We start from the raw sequence: 22,643 nt of genomic DNA, 5'->3' as shown, positions 1-22,643 counted from the left end.
AGATTGTCCATGCATGGAGGGCGAATTTATGAATATGCAGAGCAGAGTGGCAGAAGCTTGACAGAACTGCTTGATTTCAGCGCTAACATTAATCCACTTGGTCCTCCAAGCAGTGTGATGTCTGCAATTCAGGATGCATTAAAAGAAATTCGTCATTATCCAGACGCGCGTCAATCTCGAGTCATTGAAACCATACGCAGCAAATACGGCTTATCAGAAGATTATGGAGTATTTTGCGGGAATGGAGCTTCAGAGATCCTTGATTTAACTATCCGGTCACTCAGTCCGAAACGCGTCTGGATTCTGGAACCTGCCTTTTCCGAATATCGTCAGGCAGCATATCGAGCGGGCGCAAAAGTGATGGAAAAAACAATCGGAAATACTTCTTTGCAGAATACTCTCTTGGAAATTGCGGACTCTTCCATGAAGGGAGATTTGCTGATTATCAATAACCCGCATAATCCAACAGGATATTGTTGGCGCCAGGAAGAATTCTCGACTTCTTTGCCCATGCTCTGTAGAAAAGAAGTTACAGTACTTTTGGACGAATCGTTTATGGACTTTCGATTGGATGAAGAGGACAGGACGTTGATGCGTCAGGTGATCCACCTGCCCAATTTGGTTGTGGTTCGATCCGCCACTAAAATGTATGCCATTCCAGGACTGAGATTTGGTTATGGCATCGCCCATCGAGAATTGTCTAATCGAATCGAGCATAACCGAGACAGATGGAGTGTCAATCATCTTGCTCAAGCAGCTGCAACAGCAGCTTACCAAGATAGAGCATTTTCTGAAGCTACCTGGAATTGGCTGTCCCATGAACAGCAGTATATTTTGGCTACTTGGGGCAGCTCAAATGCTGGACATCTGTTTATGCCAAGCGTGAATTATTTTCTATTTCGTTTCCATGAAAACATACCTGTGCACAAAATATTGAAACGTCTTGAAGCAGAAGGGATATTTGTTCGGCGCTGTCATGACTTTGCTACGTTGTCAGAAAGGGATATACGAGTAGCTATTCAGACACATTCTGCAAATGAGAGCTTATGGAACGCATTGAATCAAGCATTACAAGCTTTTTAGCGGTTGTCAATCAGCAGAAAAGAGTCATTCTTTCGTTCAACTCGTGTGATGGTACCATGACGAGGTTGCCAATGTCTAAAACGACCTAATGAATCTCCATGCAGAGTAGCTAGCCAGAGTCCTAACAGACCACCGTGTGTCACAACACAAATATGACCATGAGGATGGCGTGAGCAGATCTTATTCAGAGCTGTATGGAACCTTTGCAATGCTTCGCTTCTTCGTTCCCCACCTGGAAACGCAAAATCGGTAAGAGACTCGTCTAGTGCTTCATCGAGTAAAGAACGATAACGTTCGTAGGCGAGAAAGGAAGACATACCATCAACGATACCAAGGTTTATCTCCTGAAGTGAAGGACAAATTTGTACAGGTAATGAATGGTGTGTTTGAGCAATACATTCCGCAGTTTCCAGGCAGCGTTTGAGAGGACTAGTATACACCGCTTCTATTTCCTCATTCATTAATGTTTTTGCAACTTGATGGGCCTGCTCTATACCCTGTGGGTGCAAAGAAGGGTCCGTATGCCCGATGAGCGTATATTGGAGATTTTCTTCAGTTACGCCGTGTCTGACAAAGAACAGCGTAGTCATTTTCATTCACTCGCTTTCAATATCAAACTAACATGATGAAAAATCGTGATCGAACTTATTTTTGCTATGATAATTTGCATAGGTACAAACTATTTTCACATATCCATCCCTGACAGTATCTGCAACGGGGGTGGTTTCATGTGGATATATGAGAAAAAACTGCAATATCCTGTACGTGTAGGAAAATGTGATGTACGTCTGGCGAAAATATTGATGGAACAGTATGGCGGTTCAGATGGAGAATTAGCAGCAGCTCTGCGTTATTTAAACCAGCGATATACCATTCCAGATAAAGTGATCGGGCTTCTTACAGACATTGGGACAGAAGAATTTGCCCACCTCGAAATGATTGCGACAATGATTTATAAATTAACGAAAGATGCCACACCTGAGCAAATGAGAGAGGCAGGTTTGCAACCTTACTTTCTCAATCATGGTCCGTCTTTATTCTACACCAATGCAGGCGGTGTGCCTTGGACAGCGGCTTATATCGCTTCCAAGGGCGATCCGATTGCTGATTTATATGAAGATATTGCAGCTGAAGAAAAGGCGCGTGCTACTTACCAATGGATGATTGATTCAACAGATGATGTCGATATTCAAGACAGTCTAAAATTTTTGCGAGAGCGGGAAATTATTCATGCTTTGCGTTTCCGCGAAGCTGTTGAAATGTTGAAAGAATATCAAGAGGAGCAAAAAATCTTTTAATAGGGTTTGGAGTTCATTCAGACATGGTAAACTTATATTTGTCGTATACGCTTTCATGAAGATGCAAGAATTTCTGCTCAGAAAGGTCTGGTTGTTTTGCGGAAATTTGTTTTATTGACTGGTTTTGAACCATTCGCCGGAGATATTGTCAATCCCTCCATGGAAGCAACACGCTGTCTACAGGGGAAAACATTTGAATTGAACGGTGACGAAGTTGTTTTACAAGCAGTAGCTATTCCTACTGAATTTCATAGAAGCATAGAAATACTTCAGCAAGCGATTGAAGATATCCATCCAGAGATAGTGATTGGTGTAGGTCAAGCGGGTGGACGTATGCACATGACTCCAGAAAAAATTGCGATTAACCTAGACGATGCGCGTATTCCGGACAATGCAGGACAACAGCCCATCGATAGACCGATAGTGGAAAATGGACCTACAGCTTATTGGAGCAGTCTGCCTGTTAAAGCTATGGTTCAAGCTATGCGCGACGCAGGCATACCTTCTTCCGTTTCCTATTCGGCTGGAACCTATGTATGCAATCATCTCTTTTATGGGTTGATGCATCTTTTGGCGACACAATATCCACATATACGAGGCGGCGGGTTTGTTCATATTCCCTTTTTACCCGAGCAGACCGTGCAGCGTTCGGAACCTTCTATGAGTTTGGAGATGATTGTTCAAGGATTGGAAATTTGCGCGCGTACAGCAATGGCTGAGAAGAAGGATATTTTTCTTGTGACTGGAACGGAACAGTAGGTTTTCATTCTATGAATTCAAGAACGGGTCGATCGTAGAGAATAGAATCTTCAAAGATGCCCAGACAGGGCAAGGCAGTTTATTCCCATCTTAAAATCTGATAGGACACCATGTCTGGGCGATGGTTGTAAGAAGCGTTCATGATAGACAGCGATTTATTGATAGTGACCGTTAGGATACAGAGGAGTATATGCGGAAGTCTGGATGGGTGGGATGGGTTGTTGTGGCTGTGACCTATGCTGTTGAGCCCATTGACGCGTTTTTTGCTCAGACTGGCGATACTGCTGTACCTGCTTGTCTAATTCGCTGCGTATCGCTGGTGATGATGTGTTATACCAACCTTGCTGTTGCATCAGGTGATAGAGTTCGGCCTGAAGTTGAAGTGAATCGTTTAAAAGACTGACAAACATTTGCCGCACTGCTGGACAATTAGATTCTGTAGCGGCTGTTGTGTATTCGCGGCAGACGCGTTTCAAATCTGCCAAAACGGTATATGCCAAATCCTGATCTTCCATCCAGGAATTCGCTGCCATTGATGTTTGTGTATAGGGATTGGGAGATTGCGGATACACTTCCATTCCTCCTATCTTTGGCTCTGTGAAGGCGCTAAGGGAGCATGCTGTTGAAGAACGTCTAGCAGATGTTGATAGTGTCTTGCGTGACGATCTTGCAATTGGTTGCAGAAATTTTGCAATACCTGACTTTTAGCCTGTCCTGTGGCAATGACACTCTGCTTAAGAAGCAAATCTTCATTGGACATGCTATCCACGATATATTCAAGTTCTTTAGCCGTCAAAGGTTGCATAGGGAGCCTCCTTATCGCATGAATGACAAGCGGGTGTAGTGTATGCGATGAGGAAGCTCCTTATACAAAATGTGGTTCTGGCCTTTGCCCTTGAACAGGAAATTTAATAATGGGCGATCCGCTCAGGCCATTTGGCATGTTTTCTTCGTTCCCAGAGGCGATTCAGCCATGCGGATTGTTCATCGCTGTTGAGTGTTGTTGGCAATCGCTCAAGCTGTGAGCGAATATCAGCTGCGATGGACTGGATGCTGGATGGAGATAGATTGGACATGTGTTGTTGCAATAGTTGCTCGCATGTTTCCATTGTTTCTGGCTGGACTATCTTTTCGACTGCCTGTTGGTATTGATTTAAAAAATTTTCAATCAGAGGCGAATGTCTATGTTCAGAAAGACATGCCGCAACCAGTAACGGATCGTCCAGAGAAGGTGCAGCAAGAATAAACCAGTCGTTTGCCTGTGCCAGATTGGAAAATGGTGCGTGCAGTAAACCAAGTTCTGCTTTACCGTGCAACATTGCTTCATATCGCTGACGTGTGCCTCCAGCGGAGACAACTTCTATATCTTGCAGAGACAAACCTATACTCTGAACTGCCTGATAAGCAATGAGGGCATAGCCGCTCGCAGGATGATCAACTGCCAGTCGCTGGCGTTCTCGAAAGCCCGGAGTTGCCATGAGATAGAGCGGCATCATCGCTGCTGGGTGAATCATTTCTATATCTTTTGCATCATCTTGCAGCAGGTTGTCGGGAGCGGTATAAATCAGGTTAACCTGTCGGTCGTTTAATAGCTGAAACTGTTCATCACGGGATGAAGTGTATTGCAAATCCAGCATAGTCTCCGGGAAATTTTTTTGCATATACCAAAGGGGTAAATTTTGTGCTCCAGGAAAAACGCAAATTCGGCAAGTTTGACTCATATGGCATGCTCCCAAAACCATTCTGTGCTTAGACTGCCCATGAATTCTTCGTGTAATCGCTGCGTCAATGGACCTGCACACCCGTTTTGTACAGGATGATGATCAATCTCTACCACAGCGGCAATTTCTTGCAGAGTTGATGTGACGATGACTTCATCAGCGTTAAGTAATTCCTGTAAAGAAAAAACCCTTTCTTCATAAGGGATTTGTAAGGACTTCGCTAAAGCCAGTACGTATTGGCGAGTAATCCCGTTTAAAATCCATTGGTTTGCTGGATGCGTAATGAGCGTTCCTGATTGAACCATAAAAATGTTAGAACTGCTTCCTTCTGTGATATGTTCGCTAGAACGATAAAGAATGGCTTCATCCGCACCATGCCGATACGCTTTCTCTTTAGCCAGAATATTGGGAAGCAAACTGGTGGCTTTAATGTTGCAGTGCATCCAGCGTTCATCTGGAAGTGTGACCGTTTTTAGTAGTTGAATAGCGTTCTTTGCGGGTAGAGGAGAGAATGTACATATGACATTAGGACGGGTATGCTCAGGAAATCGATGATTTCGTATGGCAGTGCCCCGTGTGACTTGTATGTAGATCTGACCGTCCTGGCCGCTGGCTTTTTGTAAAATTGCCTCAAGAGAAGCTTGCAGTTCGTTTTCCACACACCCATAGTCGAGCATAATAGCTGCGGATGAAGCGGAAAGTCGGGCCAAGTGTTGCTTAAGAGCAAATGGTGTACCGCGATAAAGGCGGATAACTTCGTAAACACCATCACCAAATTGCAGCGCCCGATCTTCTACAGGCAACAGCGCTTCTTCAGTCGGAAGAAGTTTTCCGTTTACACATGTCCAACGATTTTGCAAGATTCAGTCTCCTCCTTCGCAATCTCGCCATCTCTTGATGTTATCTATAGTAGCAGTTCTGTCACGATTTTTGTGCAAATTGACGCAGGGAATTTGGGAATGGAATGTACGGTTATGGTACAATAGTCAAGGTGTAATTTTAGGAGTCGCTCATGAGGAGGACGCTTCAATGCAGGATCCCAGCAGACAAACTGACACAACGTCATGGCGGAGCTTCTATGGTCCAAATCTTGGTTATGCTGCCGAGATGTACGAGTTGTACAAAACCAATCCAGATGCTGTTGACGCTTCATGGCGGGAATTTTTTGCGACGCATGGGGCGCCGTTGCCAACCAGCGAGGAGCATGTTGGTGAGAGCCAATCGGCGGCTGGATCCGCTTATGCGATTCAGAAAGTCGTCGCTTTACATGAATTGTTGCGCAATGTTGTGGAGTATGGTCATCTGCTTGCAGAAACAAATCCGCTCCAACCTGAGAAAGTGGATACCCCTGTACTCGACCCAGCCTATCATGGCTTAAGTGAAGAGGATATGCGTTCTATTCCAGCGCAAATGGTTTTGCCAGACGCGCCAGCATCTGTGGAAACCGGGTGGGACGCTTTTCTCTGGCTGAAGTCGCTCTATACGGGCAACATTTCGTTTGAGTTTGCTCAAGTTCACCGTCCGCGTGAACGGGAGTGGCTACGCAAGTTTGTCGAACAAAATGAAGCTTCTTGCCATCTTGGTTCAGATGAGAAGAAACAACTTCTTGAACGTCTCACAGAAGTTGAAGAGTTTGAGACGTTCTTGCACAGGACATTTGTGGGGCAGAAACGATTTTCCATCGAAGGCGTGGATGCTCTTGTGCCCATGATGGATGAAATTATTCGCAACGCCATAGCTAAAGGTGCGAAAAACGTCATGATTGGCATGGCGCATCGCGGTAGACTCAATGTATTGGCACATGTGTTGCAAAAGCCTTATGCCAAAATATTCTCAGAATTTCATACTGCCGTCAATAAGGAACTTGTCCCTTCTGAAGGTTCTACGGGTATCAACTTTGGCTGGTCAGGTGATGTCAAGTACCATTTAGGCGGAACGCGCACCATGAATGGCGAAGGCGCGCAGTCCGTACGTTTGGTATTGGCGAATAATCCTAGTCACCTGGAATTTGTCGATCCGGTTGTCGAAGGTTTTGCCCGCGCAGCTCAGGATGACCGTCAACGTCCGGGGACTCCACAGCAAGATGTGGATTCCACACTGGCGATACTGGTACACGGTGATGCGGCGTTTCCCGGTGAAGGTGTTGTGGCTGAGACGTTGAATCTGTCTCGACTCGCTGGGTACAGCACAGGTGGAACCATTCATATTATTACAAATAATTTACTCGGATTTACGGCCACATCCCAGGAAGGTCGTTCGACGCGATATGCCAGCGATTTGGCCAAAGGTTATGAGATTCCCATTGTGCATGTCAATGCGGACGATCCAGAAGCTTGTTTATTCGCTGTACGTTTGGCACATGCCTATCGTGCTGAATTTCATAAGGATTTCTTGATTGATTTAATTGGCTATCGCCGTTGGGGACACAATGAAGGTGACGATCCGTCTGTAACCTCGCCGCTTTTATACGAGAAAGTCAATGCCCATCCACGTGTGCGTGAGATCTACGCAAAGCGTCTCGAGGCCAACCAAGTCATACGGCAGGGTGAAGCGGATGAGTATGTGGCCCGTATCCAGCAGACGTTGAAAAATGCTTATGCTGATGTGGCTAAGGTAACGGAAGATGAGGCCGACAATGGTATGGCTGCGGAACTGTTGCCGCCTGCTCAAACGGGTGTCAGTAAAGACGAATTGATGCAAATCAATCAAGAATTGCTGCAATTTCCGGAGTCATTCACACCCTATCCTAAGTTGCATCGCATTCTTCAACGTCGCCTGCAGGCATTTGAAAAAGATGGTGCAGTAGACTGGGGACATGCAGAAACGCTTGCCTTTGCTACTATTTTGCGCGAGGGAACACCTATCCGACTGACTGGACAGGATTCTGAGCGGGGTACCTTTAGTCAACGCCACTTGGTTTTGCATGATATGAATGGGGGTCCCAGTTATTGTCCGCTCCATGATTTATCTGGTGCTAAAGCCAGTTTTGATATCCATAATTCGCCTTTGTCAGAAATGGGTGTACTTGGTTTTGAGTATGGATATAACGTATTGGCTCCAAAAACGATGGTTCTGTGGGAAGCGCAGTATGGAGATTTTGCCAATACGGCACAGGGGATTATTGACCAGTTTATTTCAGCGGGCTATTCCAAATGGAAACAACCTTCAGGATTGGTTCTGCTCTTACCGCACGGATATGAAGGTCAAGGTCCAGAACACTCAAGTGCTCGCTTAGAACGCTATTTGTCGCTTTCGGCTGAAAATAACTGGCGTGTGGTTTATCCTACAACCGCCGCACAGTATTTCCATTTGTTAAGAGATCAAGCTCGCCGCTTACAGTCAGAGCCGCGACCTTTGATTGTGATGGCGCCAAAGAGTCTATTGCGTAATCCTCATGCGGCTTCTGCTTGGGAAGAGTTTACTAAAGGCGGCTTCCAACCTTTGTTGTTAACAGCGGGACAGGAATTGCCTGATGCGGATGTTCGTCGTCTGGTTGTCTGCACAGGTAAAGTAGCTGTGGAATTTGAAACTGCCTTGTCTGAAACTAAACAGAAAGTTGAAGATTTGCGTGTTTTGCGTCTCGAACAATTGTATCCTTTCCCGGAAAAAGAGATTCAGGCACAGTTACAGCAGTTGCAAAATCTTAAAGAAGTCGTCTTCCTGCAGGAAGAGCCTATGAATATGGGTGCGTGGTCTTATGTACAACCACGTCTGCTGAATCTGCTTTCCAAAGAAGTGGAGCTTCGTTACTGTGGTCGTCCGGAGCGTTGCAGTCCTGCTGAAGGTAAAGCTGGTATGCATACAGCAATGCAAAAAGCAATTCTGGAACAGGCAATGGTTCCTTCGACAGGGCGCGTTTTGGCGTAAACAGAGTATTTTATGGACGGAATAAGCAATCTCAACTAATAGCCAATATTACTGACGATGGATTGTGATGGAGAGAGGGAGTTGGACAAAATGGCAGAAGTTCGCGTACCAGAAATGGGCGAATCGATTGTAGAAGGCACCATCAGCCAATGGTTGAAAAATGTCGGCGATACAGTCAATGCTGGCGACGCCATTGCAGAGTTGGAAACCGACAAAGTAAATCTGGAAGTCATGGCAGAAGTGTCTGGTGTACTTGCTTCTGTGAATAAACAAAATGGGGATACAGTGACTGTTGGAGAAGTTATTGCTGTGATTGATGAAAACGGATCGGCAGCTATACCTTCTACACAAACGGCTGCCAAGCCGGCAGAACCTGCTGCCCAAGCTGTTCAACCGGCAGCTAGCACGGCGACTTCAACCAATACTTCAACAGCTGCGCACTCGCCAGCTCCACAGCGCGAAGATGTAAACGCGCCACCGTCCATTCGCAAATTGGCGCGTGAAAAAGGTGTGTCAGTGGCAGAATTGCAAAAAACTGTCGTATCAGCCTCCGCTCCTCAAACGCAAACCAAGGCTCCAGATGCACAACCTTCAACAACTTCATCAGCATCGGTGTCTGGAAAGCCGGAAGAACGCGTGCGAATGAGTCGTCGTCGCCAAACAATTGCCAAGAGACTGGTAGAGGCTCAGCATACAGCAGCCATGTTGACTACTTTCAACGAAGTGGACATGACCGCTATTATGAATGTTCGTAAACGTCGCAAAGATGAATTTAAGGACAAGTTTGGTGTTGGACTCGGGTTTATGTCATTCTTTACCAAGGCTGTAGTGGGCGCATTAAAGCAATTCCCTCGTCTCAATGCAGAGATTCAGGGCGAAGATATGATTCTTAAACACTATTACGATATTGGTGTGGCTGTTTCAACCGGAGAAGGATTGGTCGTGCCAGTAGTTCGAAATGCGGACAAGTTGACTTTTGCTGGTATTGAGAAAGAAATTGCTTCATTAGCAGCACGTGCTCGTGAAGGCAAACTCACGCTGGCGGAATTGAGTGGTGGCACATTTACCATCACCAATGGCGGTATTTTCGGTTCGCTCATGTCCACTCCGATTTTAAATGCTCCGCAGGTGGGTATTTTGGGCATGCACGGTATTAAAGATCGTCCAATTGCTGTCAATGGGCAAGTGGAGATTCGTCCCATGATGTACATTGCGCTGTCTTACGATCATCGCATTGTCGATGGTAGTGAGGCTGTAAGATTTTTGGCAGCCGTGAAAAACATGGTGGAAGACCCTGAATCACTGTTGCTAGAAGGTTAATTCATGTAAGCCAGTTTCTTTTTACCCGCAGTTCCCGTGTACCCTTGTGGTATGCGGGGATTTTTTTATGAAGCGGAAATGAATTTCCTCTGAAGTAACAATTTTTACATAGGCTATTTTTGAATTCAATGTAGAAAAAAACAAATCAAAAGGCTTCTTTCAAGAGTATTTCAAGAAAGTCTGTCTATACTGTAAGACGTTGAAAGTGATGGTTCGAGACTGTAGTTCATTAGCCCTCAAGGCTTACAAAACCTCTATTTAGAGTTTATGAAAAGCGCACAGTCAGAACCGCAAAGCGAGGAGGAGTTGTGATGGGTTTCTATCGTGATAGAGAGCCAAAACACCTGCAAGCTACTGGCAGCACAATTCGCTCTGTGGGAAAATGGGCAAGCGTTGTCATACTCTCGGCACTTGTCGGTAGCGGAGCTACTTTTGCCTTTTCGTCATTTTTAAGTACGCAAAATAATAACAATACGGGTTCCTTTCTACCCTATGGTTCAACTCCTAATGTAGCACCCGTATCAGAGAATATTAATGTCAATGTAAACAGTGCTATTACTCAAGTTGCAAAAAAAATGAAACCTGATGTTGTGGCAGTGGTCAATTATGATTCGGTCCAGAATCCGTTCAGCAATCAGTCTACTCTCCAGCAATCGGATATCGGATCGGGTGTATATTTCTATCAACATCAAAATACAGCCTATATTGTGACGAACAATCACGTCGTTCAAGGTGGAGCAGGTGTACAGATTGTATTGAGTAATGGTAAAACTGTCAAAGCACAGGTGGTTGGGACAGATCCCTATACCGATTTGGCCGTGCTCAAGGTGCCTAGCAAAGTATTTGCAGGTGTACAGCCAGCACAATTTGTCAACTCGAATCATTTACAGGTTGGAGAACCTGCTGTGGCCATTGGTACACCGGGTGGTTTAAATTTCTCGGAAACTGTGACATCCGGCATCATCAGTGGTCTTAATCGCGATATGCCAGTGGAAGAGCCCAATTCTCAACAAATTCTTGATTATCAACCGGTTATTCAGACAGACGCGCCCATTAACCCTGGCAACAGTGGGGGTCCATTACTGAATTTGCAGGGGCAGGTCATGGGCATAAACAGCAGCAAAATTGTGGCTCAAGGATTTCAGAGTATGGGTTTTGCCATTCCTTCCAATGAAGTGCAAGAAATAGCGTTTGAAATTATTCGCACAGGTCATGCTGTACACCCGGCACTTGGTATCACAGCAATGTCGTTGCAGTCGGTTCCTCAACCGTATTGGCCGAATGTTCCTGTAGATTACGGCGTGTATGTGCAGTCGGTGGATACGCCGTACGCTCAAGCATCTGGCTTAAAAGTGGGCGATGTTATAGTGGCTTTGAATGGTCATCAAATTACAGATGCTGCTGATTTGCGTACAGAGTTATTTGGTATGAAACCAGGAGACGTTGTAACGTTGACGGTTTATGACGGTTCGAAAAAAGAGACCTTACACGTAAAACTGAGTGAGTTGAAATCACCAAATACAACTGATACAGGTGGAAACAACAGTCAAAGTAACCAGAACAGCAATCCTTTCATAACGCCGCAAGTTTCTGGCGGAAATAGCAGTTCGCTCTTTAATTAAAATTGGACGATCCGTTCATTTCAGTATGTGGCAGGGACGCGTAACGTCTTTCTGCCACTTTTTTGCTGTTGTACACAGTTGAAAAGAGAAGTTACAGGTTATCTGACATCAAGCCGTGCTTTCGGCGGCGATCAATAAGGGCTTGTTTGTACCAGGTTAGCCAAACGGGTAAAAACGCTTCGTTTAAAAAAGACTGATGGATCGGTCCCTGATAGAGTATTTGTTCATCGGACCAAGCTTGTCCTCGATCTGACCACTTACCATTGTTTACGGTAAGTTTGACATCTTCAGTTCCTTCCAGCATTGTGAGTGTCACAGTACATGCAGCCAAATCGTCCGTTATCAGCAAACTGTTGACTCCAACCGTAGGATTGAGGCAGACGTGAATAGCAGGATCGGTCTGCTCAATCGTAGTTTTCCAAGCTTTTAAAATTTCTGTTAATGTATCCGTATTTTCTTGTATCGTATTTGAGCTTGTTTTTGTCGGAACAGGTTGGCCGGATGGAAGACGCAATTGCTCCTGCAGATGAATCATGCCACTTTCCAGCTTGTCTACGATACCAATCCCTCCTTTCATTCCTCAAAAACATGCCTGATTTCTTCGCAAGGATATGTACATTTTGCCCAAAATTCTCAAGATGAACTCTTTTTTACGAGATCTTCATAATGGCGTACTATCATAGATGTAGCTGTGATTATATCCTGGTAGTGGAGGAAATCCATTGGAAAAACGTACACAAATTTGGGCGCATAGAGGATATTCTTTAAAATACCCGGAGAATACAATGCTTGCATTTGAACAAGCAAGCATTCATGGTGCGGATGGTATAGAACTGGATGTCCACTTGAGCGGTGATGGTGTGCCTGTCATTATCCATGATAATAGATTGGAACGCACTACGAATGGTAGAGGATGGGTGGAAGAAAAAAGTTCTCATGAACTTCGACAACTTGATGCGGGAAGTTGGAAAGGTGCAGAGTTTTCTGACTGCCGCATTCCTACTTTGGAAGAAGTTTTGGACTGGGTTGTAAAGCGGGTGCCGTATATGACTGTCAATCTGGAATTGAAAAGGAGTAGGGGCAATCCGTCCTATGACAGACTGGCACAACGTGTTTTATCCTTGGTAAAGCAATATCGAATGTTGGAGAAAGTTATTTTTTCGTCTTTTCAGCACCCTTTGCTATGTATTTTAAAGGAAATGGAATCTCAAGCTCAGACAGGTCTTCTGGTAGCAGAGCCAATTCATCGACCATGGGTTTATATGAAACATTGGAAGGCAAACGCTTACCATCCGGACTATCGGCTGCTTGACCAGTCCACGCTTGAGATCCTACAAGCCCAGGGCATACGAGTTCATGTCTATACAGTCAATCACCGAGAGGCAGCGCAAAAACTGACAAGTGCAGGAGTTGACGCTATGATCACAGATTGTCTGGAAGACATTCGCGATGCCCTGGAAGAAAAGAATTGAAGCAGGAGCACAGCGGGTTGATGCATCGGGCCGATGGTTAAGTCGCATCCATAGATTATATAGGATAATCGGCTGTGTCTCTTATGGCCATTTCAATTGCTGTGCGCCGACGGTTATCAAGCAAATGAGTAGCCAGCACTGAGAGAAGCACAAAGGCAACCAGTAACGGGAAAATCCAAAAAGCTTTTTGCAGTCCGAGTTCTGTTGCCAAAAAACCAATGATGGTGTTAATAGCCAGGCTGCCAATGCCAGCTGCTGTAAAGAGAATTCCTAAGACTGTTCCTACATTGCGTGGGAATGCGTGACTCGCAATAGCCACAACAGTTGGAAAGATAACGGAGCATCCGGCTCCAGCTACCATAAGGAGGACGGTTGTGGATGGGAAGCATACAGTCACTAAGAGACTGAGCAACAAGAGACTTCCAGCCAAATAAATGGAGCGGTATTCTCCTAAGCGATGTACCCAAAACTGTCCGCTCAAGCGACCACAGGTGAACAAAAAATAGAAGCCTGTTAAGTAGAGTGAGCCTACATGAAGGGTTGTTCTGTGTACATGTACCATATAAGTGGGCAGCCAAGAAGCCAGCCCGCTTTCGATCATGACATAGACGGTAAGTGCAGTAGCAAAGCCAAAAAAAACAGGGCTACGCCACGGGGAATGCTGCTTTGTCACTTTCAAAGTATTTTTTACAGGCGATTCTTTGCTGGGGGCGACTTTGCGATATGGAAAGAAAAGCGTTGCAAGAAATAGGGTTATCATTAAAGCGGATGTGAGCCAGTAACCACTTTGCCAGTTACCGCTGCGATGCATAAGCCAGGCAGCAAGAACTGGGAATATGACACAACCTACACCGTAGAAACCGTGCAAGGTATTGAAACGACGTGAATTGTCAGAAGGTTCTCTAGAAATTAAGGGTACAATGCCGTTGACACCAATTTCCAATACACCTGTACCAGTGCCGACAAAAGCGAAACTAACCATGGCTAGTTCATAGTTTGGAGATTGTAAAACGCCAATAAGACCCATACTGGAAAGCAGTGCACCTGCTTTTGAACAAGCAGATATGCCAAATCTATCAAGAATCCAGCCGGCGATAAAGGAACCGAGCAAGTAGCCGAGAGAGTTGATGGTAAATAAATAGCCTAGTTGTAAGTAACTGAGATGCCAACCTGATTGCATGAGTGGCGCTGCTACACCGCGTGTCATGTCGATCGCGCCAAACGTGAACATGCCAAAGAGGGATAAGAAAAACGCTAGTCTGTACACCAAGGTGCTCACGTTCCTTCCTTACAATCTACAGACGCAAGCATACACGTGTCTTCCTTGGTGAGCAAGACGTAAAATAAAGAATTTAATTTTAGTCGTGCAGGTTTTCAGATGTTTTTGGATTTCCTGGCTGGGGCTGCCCATAATCAATCGAGATGGCTTATGGGCGGCCCCGTTTCAGAGGATTGTTAAAAGTTGTAGGTTGCCGATATGGATTCGCGTCGTGCCACTCCTGAAGCGACTGCTGCTTTAGCCACAGCGTCAGAAACAGCTTTGACTACGCGCGTATTAAATACAGAAGGAATAATATAGTCTTCCGTCAATTCTTCGTCCTTAACACTGTTGGCAATGGCGTGCGCCGCTGCCAGTTTCATTTCTTCGTTAATGGTGTATGCTCGCGCTTGCAATGCACCTTTAAAAATACCAGGGAAGCAGAGCACATTATTGATTTGGTTCGGATAGTCCGAACGACCAGTAGCTAGTACTCGCACGTACGGCGCAGCTAACTCAGGTTGAATCTCAGGTGTTGGATTAGCCATGGCAAAAACAATGGGATCTTTGGCCATACTCTTAATATGTTCTACTTTGAGGACGCCTGGGCCAGATACACCAACAAAAACGTCTGCCCCCTGAATGGCACTGGCGAGATCGCCCTCAACGTTTTCTGGATTGGTATGTTCAGCATACCAATTCCATATGTCGTTTTCATACGTTTTGCCGCGATGAAGAACGCCTTCCAAAGTTACGCCGAGAATATTTTTGATTCCTGCCGCAAGCATCATTTTTGTGCAGGCTACACCTGCAGCACCAATTCCTACGACGACAACTTTCAGAGATTCCATCGGTTTTTGGACGATTTTGGTGGCGTTAATAAGACCAGCCAAAAGTACAACAGCTGTGCCATGCTGATCGTCATGGAAAACGGGGATATCCAATTCCTGTTTCAATTTTTCTTCAATGTAAAAACAACGTGGTGAAGCGATGTCTTCTAAATTAATGCCGCCAAATGCTGGTGCAATAGCTTTGACAATAGAGACAATTTCGTCAGGGTCTTTTGTATCCAGGCAAATGGGGAAAGCGTCAACATTGGCGAATTGTTTGAAGAGCATGGCTTTCCCTTCCATGACAGGCATTGCGGCACGAGGTCCAATATCTCCCAAACCTAAGACTGCCGTGCCGTCCGAGACCACAGCCACCGTGTTGCGCTTGATGGTCAACTGGAACGCTTTTGATGGGTCTTCGTGAATAGCCTCGCAAATACGAGCAACATGTGGCGTGTATACACGGCTTAAATCGTCGCGGTTTTTCACTTGAAGTTTTGGCGTTACTTCAATTTTACCGCCCAGATGGACAAGGAAAGTCCGGTCTGATACAGCAACCACTGTAATACCGTTTTCTTCATTGAGAAGCGATGCAATTTTATGACCGTGATCGCGATTATTTACATTAATGGTGACGTCGCGGACCATGGTCTCTTTGCTGACGCGAATGACGTCCACAGCGATGATGTCTCCGCCGTTGTCACCAACCAAGCTTGCCACGCGCGCAAAAGACGTGACGTTTGTATTCAACTCAAGGCGGAAAATGAGAGAGATAGCTGCACCATTATGGACTTCCATAAAAAATGATGCCTCCTTGTAAAAGTAGTGGTCTCGGAGGAAGCAATGACACAAGTCCGTTGAAAAAGAAACCCGCTGACACTGGGAGCAAGGAACTTGCAATGCTTCATGTTGTATTGAATGTCCTTCATTGTATCATGTTTAATAGAATCCTTGGGTCGATTACTGTCGATAGAATCGTACATTTGTTGGGATGGCCTAATTCATGGGGGTGAAATGCTTGTGGAATGAGTTGAAACCTTTGCTGGAGTACTGGTTGCAGGCTGCGCAGGCGGAGTATCGCTGGGTTTCTGCTGCTTCCAGAAGCAAACAGTCACTTTCCAGTGAGGAATCGTTCTTTGCCTTTGATGACGATGTCTGGTTGGTAGTGAAAAATCAATATCTGACGGCATCTTTGCGCAATGCGATAGAAGAGACTCGTCGTCTGTTTCGTGCCCGGGTCGGAATGGGGAGAAAATCTTTTCAACCCCATGTTTGGTTAACAGAGGCCAACTTGTTAACGTTACCAGCGCTCATAGAGCGTTGGTCAACCATAAAGGTGGAAGACGAGGATAAATTGGATACTTTGGTACCGGCTTATTTGCTCTGGTTTCAAATGAAACCAGGTGTTTTAGAAGATGAAATACGTCAATTGACGGAAGAAATTATACTGGCCCATCTCTCTCCCGATTGGATGTATTGGTTTGAGCAAGGAGAATCAGCTCTGCTGTTGGCGCAACCTTTGTCATCTTTGGATACGGGGTTTCAGTTACTGGGCTCTCCTTTGGCAGATGGAGAGGAAAGTGAGCGGACAAGTCTCTGTCAATTGCTCTATAGCGTGATTGCTGCCTTGGAGTCGGATGCACTTTTGACGGCACGTGTATTGGTCTCGGAGCGCATGGATGATGCACGGCTGACCAAGCGTGCTATTCTCAGTCTGGCAATGGTCCACCAATGGTTTGTGCAGCGTCACCAACAGGAGGCGCAGCAGCGGCTGCTGACTTTTGCGGAAGGTTTGCCATATCTCACTTTGATGTCGATTGATGGCTCCTATGACCGATTGCTTTTACATGCTGCTTCTTCACGAGTCAATGGGTATCCATTTCCTCTGCCACCCGATTTGGCGGGAACTTTGCAAGCTATGATGCAGGCTCATTTGAATGTCAGTGAGGCAGCACGCAGAATGTTTGTCCATCGCAATACGCTGCTCAATCGAATTGAGCGTTTGCGCGAATCTACTGGATATGATGTACGCCGCTTTGAAGATGCACTTTCTCTCTACTTGGCCAATGAAGTGGCAAAGCGAAACAGCCATCAGAAGTTTCCGGGAACAGAAACCGAATAGGCAGGTTGCCTATCTGAATGAATAAAGAGCGTGCAAGTTGCCCATCGCCTGCAAAACGAGTTTCAGTTACGATGGAATGAGCAGAAGACGGGCTCGCCCTGTCATACTTGGAAATGGGGAGGAACTTTTGTGGCACGCGTGAAATTAGATCATATTTATAAAAAATATACTGCTGACACAATTGTTGTAAAAGATTTCAATTTAGAAATTCAGGATAAGGAATTTGTTGTTTTTGTCGGACCATCCGGTTGTGGTAAAACTACCACGTTACGAATGATTGCTGGTCTCGAAGATATTACAGGCGGCGATTTATATATTGGCGATCGCCGTGTGAATGACGTAGCGCCTAAAGATCGAGACATTGCTATGGTTTTCCAGAACTATGCGCTCTATCCTCACATGTCAGTATACCAGAATATGGCTTTTGGTTTGAAGTTGAGAAAATTCTCTAAATCAGAGATTGACAAACGTGTTCGTGAGGCAGCTAAAATTTTGGATATTGAGCATCTGCTCGATCGTAAACCAAAAGCTCTTTCCGGTGGTCAGCGTCAACGTGTTGCGCTCGGTCGAGCTATTGTTCGCGAGCCGCAAGTCTTTCTGATGGACGAACCGCTCTCCAACCTTGACGCCAAATTGCGCGTTCAGATGCGCGCGGAAATTCGTAAATTGCATCAACGGATTCAAACAACCATGATTTATGTAACCCACGATCAGACGGAAGCTATGACAATGGGTGACCGGATTGTGGTAATGAAAGATGGTATTGTCCAACAGTGCGACACACCGCAAATTGTCTACAGTCGTCCTGCCAATATGTTTGTCGCCGGATTTATTGGTTCACCAGCCATGAACTTCTTGCGTGGTGAAATTGCTGAAGAAGCAGGGAAACTTTATTTCCGTGCTCCAGGCTTCTCCATCCTCTTGCCGGAAGGGCGTTATGCAACCCTGAAGAGTGAGGGGGCGGTAGGTAAAGAAATGGTTCTTGGTGTGCGTCCAGAAGATGTACACAATGAAGAAATGATGCTTTCTACTTATCCAGAAGCAGTAGTCGACGCTAAAGTTGAAGTTACGGAGCATATGGGTTCTGAGGTTTATCTGCACGTGTCGGCTGGTAGTCAGTCTATGATTGCGCGTGTAAATTCCAGATTCCATTTCCATCCTGGTGAGCCAGTGAAATTGGCGATTGATTTAAACAAAATTCATCTTTTCCACGCAGACACAGAGCAGGCGGTAGTTTTCCACCACACGGAAAAAACTTCGCCCGTGACAGTAGACGCGTAAGCGTCTGGATGGCAAAATAGTCTGAAGGAAAATCAGGAGGGATTTGCATGCGTGAAAAAGATGTGCAGATTCAACTAGTGCAAGGCTTATCAGCGAGATCGGCGGCAAATTTTGTAAAAACTGCGTCTTCGTTTAGCAGCGATGTAAAAATCGGAAAAAATGGTCAGTTTGTAGATGCTAAAAGTATTCTGGGTGTTATGTCTATGGCCTTTGCCAAAGGAGAACAAATTACACTCCGAGTTGATGGATCGGATGAAGAGGCCGCTCTGGATTCGCTGGTCAGTCTTCTTGAATCGAACGAATAAGCAAATGATTCTTGGGATACCCCGACCATTTCGGTGCGGGGTTTTTCTCTGATAAAAGTTTGTGCAAAATTCATGTCAATCCAAAGCTTGTCTAGTACGTGAAAATGGAAGCTATCCCGTGATAGAATAAATAGAGAAGAAGTTGGATAGGCGAATCAGTGGTTCTGCAGACCTTGCGGGACTGATTTTGTCAATGTGGGACTAAAATTGTCCTTTATTGGAGGTGGCGCTTTGAAAAAAATCGCGGTACTCACGAGTGGCGGTGATGCGCCCGGTATGAATCCAGGTATTCGTGCTGTAGTTCGAGCCGGGATTTATCACGGATTAGAGGTCGTTGGTGTGCGACACGGATATGCGGGTTTATTGCGTGGGGACTTTATCCCTATGACTTTAGAGTCGGTAGGGGACATTGTGCAACGTGGTGGTACGTGTTTGTACACTGCCCGGTGTCCAGAATTTATGACACCTGAAGGTCAACAGCTCGGTTTTGAACATTTGCGCCAATCAGGGATTGAAGCGTTGATTGTTTTTGGGGGTGACGGTTCTTTCCATGGGGCGTTACGTTTACACGAAATGGGTATTCAAACGATTGGTGTACCTAGTACGATTGATAACGACATAGCCTGTTGTGATCTAACCATAGGATTTGATACGGCTGTACAAACCGTGATCGAGGCGATTGACAAAATCCGCGATACTGCCACATCGCATGAACGCACATATGTGGTGGAAGTCATGGGGCGCTCGGCAGGTCATATTGCTTTGCAGGCTGGCTTAGCTGGAGGTGCGGAGTCGGTTTTGATACCAGAAGTGCCGTACCAGTTGGAAGACGTCATCAAACGTCTGGAGCGCGGTATTGCTCGGGGCAAAAAACATTCCATTATTGTAATTGCCGAAGGTGCCGGAAGCGGAGTGGAAGTTGGGCAATATGTGCGTGAACACACGGGTCTGGACGTGCGTGTCACGGTTCTTGGCCACGTCCAGCGCGGCGGTGCTCCCACGGCGACCGATCGCGTTTTGGCCAGTCGCTTAGGGGCATACGCGGTCAATCTTTGTATGGCTGGAGAATCAGGCAAAATGGCGGCGACCCAGAATGGCGAGTTGTGCGCCGTGCCCTTCGAAACAGTTTTCAACAGTGTACGCGCGCCGGAAATGTCCGTTTATCAATTGGCAGATATTCTTTCTATTTAGTCACATTCTCGCATGGTTTCTCTGCGTAGAAAAAGAAAATTGCAAACGGATAAATTCTCTAGGCAAGGAGACGCTAAAGGTCACGAGGTGAGATGAGAGATGAATCAAGTGCGTCGAAGACTCGTGACCCTTTGCGCTTTCATGTTGGCTGGAACCGCCAGTATACTATTTTCATGTACGAATGCAGAAGCTGCTGCTCCGCATATGCCGCTCAATCGGCAGGATCATCGTATGTTATCTTTAGATCAACAGTCGCCACACCTCATCTTTGCTGTGGCCCATTTGCAGCCAGAACACCATTCGAATGTTCATGGTAAAGCAGAGCTGATATGGGATGAAGCTACCCAATCCCTCAGTGTTCGAGTAGATGCCACTGGCTTGCAACCACAACATAACTATCCCCTGCGGCTTCACAATTTTACTGTGGCCGATCACGGTCCTACGCTGTATGCACTGACTAGCCTTTACACTGACAAAAACGGCTCTGGTCATTCTCTGACGATACTGCACAATGTGACCTATATACCGGATGGTCACTGGTTTGTTGCGATTCACGCCGGGCTAAATTTTGACACGGAATTGGAAACTCTTGCCGCGGGCAATATTCACGTGTTGCATCCGCTGCTGGGAGAACACCTGGAAGCCCGCTGATGCGTCTTTATTATGAAATAGCCATGATGGTTGAAAATTGCGCCTGATCGCCACAGCGACAGGCTTTTTTTATAGACGGAAAGCTATTCTTTGCCTAAAAAAGATACCGTTTGTTTGGTATGATACACTGTAGAGCAGTCGAGGATGATAAAGAACGAAACAGGTTGTGGAGGAAGATTATACATATGGCACAGCCATGGGTTGGAGTGATTATGGGAAGCCAGTCTGACTGGGAGACCATGGAACATACTTGTAAATATCTGGGCGATCTCGATATTCCCTATGAGGCCAAGGTTGTCTCTGCCCACCGTACGCCGGATGAAATGTTTCAATATGCTGAAACTGCCGCAGAGCGCGGTCTGCAGATTATCATAGCCGGTGCAGGCGGTGCTGCGCATTTGCCGGGAATGGTAGCTGCTAAGACCGATTTGCCGGTCATTGGTGTACCTGTGCAATCCAAAGCATTGAATGGGCTGGATTCCTTGCTCAGCATTGTTCAGATGCCTGGTGGCGTCCCGGTTGCTACGATGGCCATTGGCAAAGCAGGTGCCCAAAACGCAGCCCTCTTTGCTGCACGCATCTTAGCGGTACATCATCCAGAGTTAGCTGAAAAATTGGTCACTCGCAGAGAACTCATCCGGCAAAGCGTGGTGGAAGGAGGTCTTCCCCATGTCCAGCGCGGCTAAACATGTGATATTGCCAGGTCAAACCATTGGTATACTGGGTGGCGGTCAACTGGGACGCATGATGGCATTGGCTGGACGAGCTATGGGCTACCGATTTGTGGTGCTCGATCCTGCTCCTGATTCTCCTGCTGCCCAAGTAGCCGATGCACAGGTTGAGGCAGATTACAGCGATGTGAAGGCAGCTCGCCAGTTGGCTAAAGAGGCTGACATCATTACGTATGAGTTTGAGAATGTTGATGCGCAAGTGGCTTCCATTCTTAGCGATGAGGCGTATATGCCGCAGGGTAGCCATCTGCTCTTTATCACCCAGCATCGCATTCGTGAAAAACAGACGATGGAGAAGGCTGGCGTACCAGTGGCAAAGTGGCGTGCTGTTTTCACATTCAATGACTTAAAAACCGTCTTTCAAGAATCGGGAAAGCGCGGAATATTGAAAACAACTCGCGGCGGTTATGATGGTAAAGGACAGTGGAGAATTGTACCAGAAAGTCGGTTGGAGGATATTTGGAATGAATGCCAGCCGTATTTGCGGGTGCATGGACAAGATGAAGCTGGCCCTTTAATTTATGAGTGGCTGGTACCGTTTGTACGTGAAATATCAGTCATTGTTACGCGAGGAGTTCAGGGAGAACAATCGCTTTTTCCCGTCATTGAAAATCACCACCAAAACGGCATTTTGTACATGTCTATCGTTCCCGCTCGTATTCCTGAAGAGGCTGTTCGTTTGGCTCAACAAGCTGCGGTGAAAATAGCTGATCAATTGCAATTGGTAGGAACACTCGCTGTGGAAATGTTTCTTACGGAGAGCGGTGAGGTGTTGGTGAATGAGTTAGCCCCGCGTCCTCACAATAGCGGCCATTTAACCATCGAAGCTTGTGCTACTTCACAATTTGAACAGCATATCCGAGCCATTTGCGGACTGCCTTTGGCGGAGAATCGATTGCTTACACCAGCAGTTATGGTCAATGTGCTTGGCCAACATCTTCATCCTTTGCTTGAGCAAATCGACCGTTTGCCGCGTAATGTAAAACTGCATCTTTACGGGAAACGCGAGCCTAAAGTTCATCGTAAAATGGGGCATCTCACATGTCTTGGAGATATCGATACAGCTTTGCAGTTTATCGGATCGTCCAAAATATGGGCAACCGATTCTGAAAGGTGAGGAAAATTGCATGGA

Annotated in this window: 22 protein-coding genes; 14 read left to right on the top strand and 8 right to left on the bottom strand. The window is 46.0% G+C overall.

Annotation, left to right across the window (positions count from 1 at the left end; genetic code table 11):
* The first annotated feature begins 9 nt into the window (after positions 1–9).
* Positions 10–1,083, top strand: coding sequence for a pyridoxal phosphate-dependent aminotransferase (locus ACOJUR_RS12710; protein ID WP_420950213.1), 1,074 nt, complete (start codon positions 10–12; stop codon positions 1,081–1,083).
* Here ACOJUR_RS12710 and ACOJUR_RS12705 read toward each other — a convergent pair.
* Positions 1,080–1,673 carry a histidine phosphatase family protein gene (locus tag ACOJUR_RS12705; RefSeq protein WP_072872720.1) on the bottom strand — a complete coding sequence of 198 codons (594 nt, stop codon included), beginning with the start codon at positions 1,671–1,673 and terminating at the stop codon, positions 1,080–1,082. The genes ACOJUR_RS12710 and ACOJUR_RS12705 overlap by 4 nt on opposite strands.
* Before the next feature lie 138 nt (positions 1,674–1,811).
* On the opposite strand from ACOJUR_RS12705, the gene ACOJUR_RS12700 reads away from it, so the two are divergent.
* A complete protein-coding gene (locus ACOJUR_RS12700; RefSeq protein WP_420950212.1) occupies positions 1,812–2,381 on the top strand; it encodes a manganese catalase family protein in 570 nt (189 codons plus the stop codon).
* Between the two features lie 96 nt (positions 2,382–2,477).
* Complete coding sequence (gene pcp / locus ACOJUR_RS12695) at positions 2,478–3,140, top strand: pyroglutamyl-peptidase I (RefSeq protein WP_420950211.1); 663 nt, start codon at positions 2,478–2,480, stop codon at positions 3,138–3,140.
* Between the two features lie 155 nt (positions 3,141–3,295).
* On the opposite strand, the gene ACOJUR_RS12690 is transcribed toward pcp, so the two are convergent.
* The 4 genes from ACOJUR_RS12690 to dat all read right to left on the bottom strand — a co-directional run bounded on the left by ACOJUR_RS12690 (position 3,296) and on the right by dat (position 5,721).
* Positions 3,296–3,712 carry a spore coat protein gene (locus ACOJUR_RS12690; RefSeq protein WP_420950210.1) on the bottom strand — a complete coding sequence of 139 codons (417 nt, stop codon included), beginning with the start codon at positions 3,710–3,712 and terminating at the stop codon, positions 3,296–3,298.
* 11 nt (positions 3,713–3,723) lie between these two features.
* Positions 3,724–3,945: a hypothetical protein gene (locus ACOJUR_RS12685; protein ID WP_072872716.1), complete on the bottom strand. Its 222-nt coding sequence runs from the start codon at positions 3,943–3,945 to the stop codon at positions 3,724–3,726.
* 103 nt (positions 3,946–4,048) lie between these two features.
* Complete coding sequence (locus ACOJUR_RS12680) at positions 4,049–4,861, bottom strand: substrate-binding domain-containing protein (protein WP_420950209.1); 813 nt, start codon at positions 4,859–4,861, stop codon at positions 4,049–4,051.
* Positions 4,858–5,721 (bottom strand): D-amino-acid transaminase, encoded by an 864-nt coding sequence (dat, locus tag ACOJUR_RS12675; RefSeq protein ID WP_420950208.1) that lies wholly within the window; start codon positions 5,719–5,721, stop codon positions 4,858–4,860. The genes ACOJUR_RS12680 and dat overlap by 4 nt, the downstream gene beginning before the upstream one ends.
* A 169-nt stretch (positions 5,722–5,890) precedes the next feature.
* Here dat and ACOJUR_RS12670 point away from each other — a divergent pair, with 169 nt between their 5' ends.
* The 3 genes from ACOJUR_RS12670 (at position 5,891) to ACOJUR_RS12660 (ending at position 11,670) form a co-directional block, all read left to right on the top strand.
* On the top strand, positions 5,891–8,728 hold the full coding sequence (locus ACOJUR_RS12670; protein WP_420950207.1) for a 2-oxoglutarate dehydrogenase E1 component: 2,838 nt from the start codon (positions 5,891–5,893) through the stop codon (positions 8,726–8,728).
* A 90-nt stretch (positions 8,729–8,818) separates the two neighbouring features.
* Positions 8,819–10,048, top strand: coding sequence for a 2-oxoglutarate dehydrogenase complex dihydrolipoyllysine-residue succinyltransferase (gene odhB / locus ACOJUR_RS12665; protein ID WP_420950206.1), 1,230 nt, complete (start codon positions 8,819–8,821; stop codon positions 10,046–10,048).
* A gap of 311 nt (positions 10,049–10,359) precedes the next feature.
* Positions 10,360–11,670, top strand: a complete 1,311-nt coding sequence (locus tag ACOJUR_RS12660) for a S1C family serine protease (RefSeq protein ID WP_203115289.1) — start codon at positions 10,360–10,362, stop codon at positions 11,668–11,670.
* Between the two features lie 91 nt (positions 11,671–11,761).
* Here ACOJUR_RS12660 and ACOJUR_RS12655 read toward each other — a convergent pair whose 3' ends face one another.
* On the bottom strand, positions 11,762–12,247 hold the full coding sequence (locus ACOJUR_RS12655) for a hypothetical protein (protein ID WP_203115290.1): 486 nt from the start codon (positions 12,245–12,247) through the stop codon (positions 11,762–11,764).
* Between the two features lie 145 nt (positions 12,248–12,392).
* Between ACOJUR_RS12655 and ACOJUR_RS12650 the strand changes: the two genes are divergently transcribed.
* Positions 12,393–13,142 carry a glycerophosphodiester phosphodiesterase gene (locus ACOJUR_RS12650; protein WP_420950205.1) on the top strand — a complete coding sequence of 250 codons (750 nt, stop codon included), beginning with the start codon at positions 12,393–12,395 and terminating at the stop codon, positions 13,140–13,142.
* A gap of 55 nt (positions 13,143–13,197) precedes the next feature.
* On the opposite strand, the gene ACOJUR_RS12645 is transcribed toward ACOJUR_RS12650, so the two are convergent.
* Both ACOJUR_RS12645 and ACOJUR_RS12640 read right to left on the bottom strand, forming a co-directional pair.
* Positions 13,198–14,421 (bottom strand): MFS transporter, encoded by a 1,224-nt coding sequence (locus ACOJUR_RS12645; protein ID WP_420950204.1) that lies wholly within the window; start codon positions 14,419–14,421, stop codon positions 13,198–13,200.
* Positions 14,422–14,597: 176 nt separating this feature from the next.
* On the bottom strand, positions 14,598–16,028 hold the full coding sequence (locus ACOJUR_RS12640; RefSeq protein WP_072872708.1) for an NAD-dependent malic enzyme: 1,431 nt from the start codon (positions 16,026–16,028) through the stop codon (positions 14,598–14,600).
* Between the two features lie 220 nt (positions 16,029–16,248).
* On the opposite strand from ACOJUR_RS12640, the gene ACOJUR_RS12635 reads away from it, so the two are divergent.
* From ACOJUR_RS12635 to purK, 7 genes are all read left to right on the top strand, one after another.
* Complete coding sequence (locus tag ACOJUR_RS12635) at positions 16,249–17,352, top strand: PucR family transcriptional regulator (protein ID WP_420950203.1); 1,104 nt, start codon at positions 16,249–16,251, stop codon at positions 17,350–17,352.
* A 129-nt stretch (positions 17,353–17,481) separates the two neighbouring features.
* Positions 17,482–18,633 (top strand): ABC transporter ATP-binding protein, encoded by a 1,152-nt coding sequence (locus tag ACOJUR_RS12630; protein WP_072872706.1) that lies wholly within the window; start codon positions 17,482–17,484, stop codon positions 18,631–18,633.
* 47 nt (positions 18,634–18,680) lie between these two features.
* Entirely contained in the window at positions 18,681–18,938 is a 258-nt protein-coding gene (locus tag ACOJUR_RS12625; RefSeq protein WP_072872705.1) for an HPr family phosphocarrier protein, read from the top strand.
* A gap of 231 nt (positions 18,939–19,169) precedes the next feature.
* Complete coding sequence (pfkA, locus tag ACOJUR_RS12620) at positions 19,170–20,129, top strand: 6-phosphofructokinase (RefSeq protein WP_207549675.1); 960 nt, start codon at positions 19,170–19,172, stop codon at positions 20,127–20,129.
* Positions 20,130–20,228: 99 nt separating this feature from the next.
* The gene (locus ACOJUR_RS12615) at positions 20,229–20,780 is read left to right on the top strand and encodes a hypothetical protein (RefSeq protein ID WP_420950202.1); all 552 of its coding nucleotides are present in this window, start codon (positions 20,229–20,231) and stop codon (positions 20,778–20,780) included.
* Positions 20,781–20,965: 185 nt separating this feature from the next.
* Complete coding sequence (purE, locus tag ACOJUR_RS12610) at positions 20,966–21,466, top strand: 5-(carboxyamino)imidazole ribonucleotide mutase (protein ID WP_203115294.1); 501 nt, start codon at positions 20,966–20,968, stop codon at positions 21,464–21,466.
* Positions 21,450–22,628, top strand: a complete 1,179-nt coding sequence (purK, locus tag ACOJUR_RS12605) for a 5-(carboxyamino)imidazole ribonucleotide synthase (protein ID WP_420950201.1) — start codon at positions 21,450–21,452, stop codon at positions 22,626–22,628. The genes purE and purK overlap by 17 nt, the downstream gene beginning before the upstream one ends.
* Positions 22,629–22,643: the final 15 nt, after the last annotated feature.

Origin of the sequence: Alicyclobacillus tolerans (assembly GCF_048984885.1) — a bacterium.
Lineage (GTDB): Bacteria > Bacillota > Bacilli > Alicyclobacillales > Alicyclobacillaceae > Alicyclobacillus_I > Alicyclobacillus_I tolerans.
Note: the sequence above shows the minus strand (reverse complement) of the source record. Positions and strands in the feature narration are given on the sequence as shown.

Coding starts and splice junctions, on each gene's coding strand:
- ACOJUR_RS12640 (WP_072872708.1), bottom strand. CDS start 16,028: ATGGAAGTCCATAATGGTGCAGCTATCTCTCTCATTTTCCGCCTTGAG.
- odhB (WP_420950206.1), top strand. CDS start 8,819: ATGGCAGAAGTTCGCGTACCAGAAATGGGCGAATCGATTGTAGAAGGC.
- purE (WP_203115294.1), top strand. CDS start 20,966: ATGGCACAGCCATGGGTTGGAGTGATTATGGGAAGCCAGTCTGACTGG.
- ACOJUR_RS12655 (WP_203115290.1), bottom strand. CDS start 12,247: ATGAAAGGAGGGATTGGTATCGTAGACAAGCTGGAAAGTGGCATGATT.
- ACOJUR_RS12625 (WP_072872705.1), top strand. CDS start 18,681: ATGCGTGAAAAAGATGTGCAGATTCAACTAGTGCAAGGCTTATCAGCG.
- ACOJUR_RS12670 (WP_420950207.1), top strand. CDS start 5,891: ATGCAGGATCCCAGCAGACAAACTGACACAACGTCATGGCGGAGCTTC.
- ACOJUR_RS12710 (WP_420950213.1), top strand. CDS start 10: ATGCATGGAGGGCGAATTTATGAATATGCAGAGCAGAGTGGCAGAAGC.
- ACOJUR_RS12705 (WP_072872720.1), bottom strand. CDS start 1,673: ATGACTACGCTGTTCTTTGTCAGACACGGCGTAACTGAAGAAAATCTC.
- ACOJUR_RS12615 (WP_420950202.1), top strand. CDS start 20,229: ATGAATCAAGTGCGTCGAAGACTCGTGACCCTTTGCGCTTTCATGTTG.
- ACOJUR_RS12700 (WP_420950212.1), top strand. CDS start 1,812: ATGTGGATATATGAGAAAAAACTGCAATATCCTGTACGTGTAGGAAAA.
- purK (WP_420950201.1), top strand. CDS start 21,450: ATGTCCAGCGCGGCTAAACATGTGATATTGCCAGGTCAAACCATTGGT.
- ACOJUR_RS12685 (WP_072872716.1), bottom strand. CDS start 3,945: ATGCAACCTTTGACGGCTAAAGAACTTGAATATATCGTGGATAGCATG.
- ACOJUR_RS12660 (WP_203115289.1), top strand. CDS start 10,360: ATGGGTTTCTATCGTGATAGAGAGCCAAAACACCTGCAAGCTACTGGC.
- ACOJUR_RS12680 (WP_420950209.1), bottom strand. CDS start 4,861: ATGAGTCAAACTTGCCGAATTTGCGTTTTTCCTGGAGCACAAAATTTA.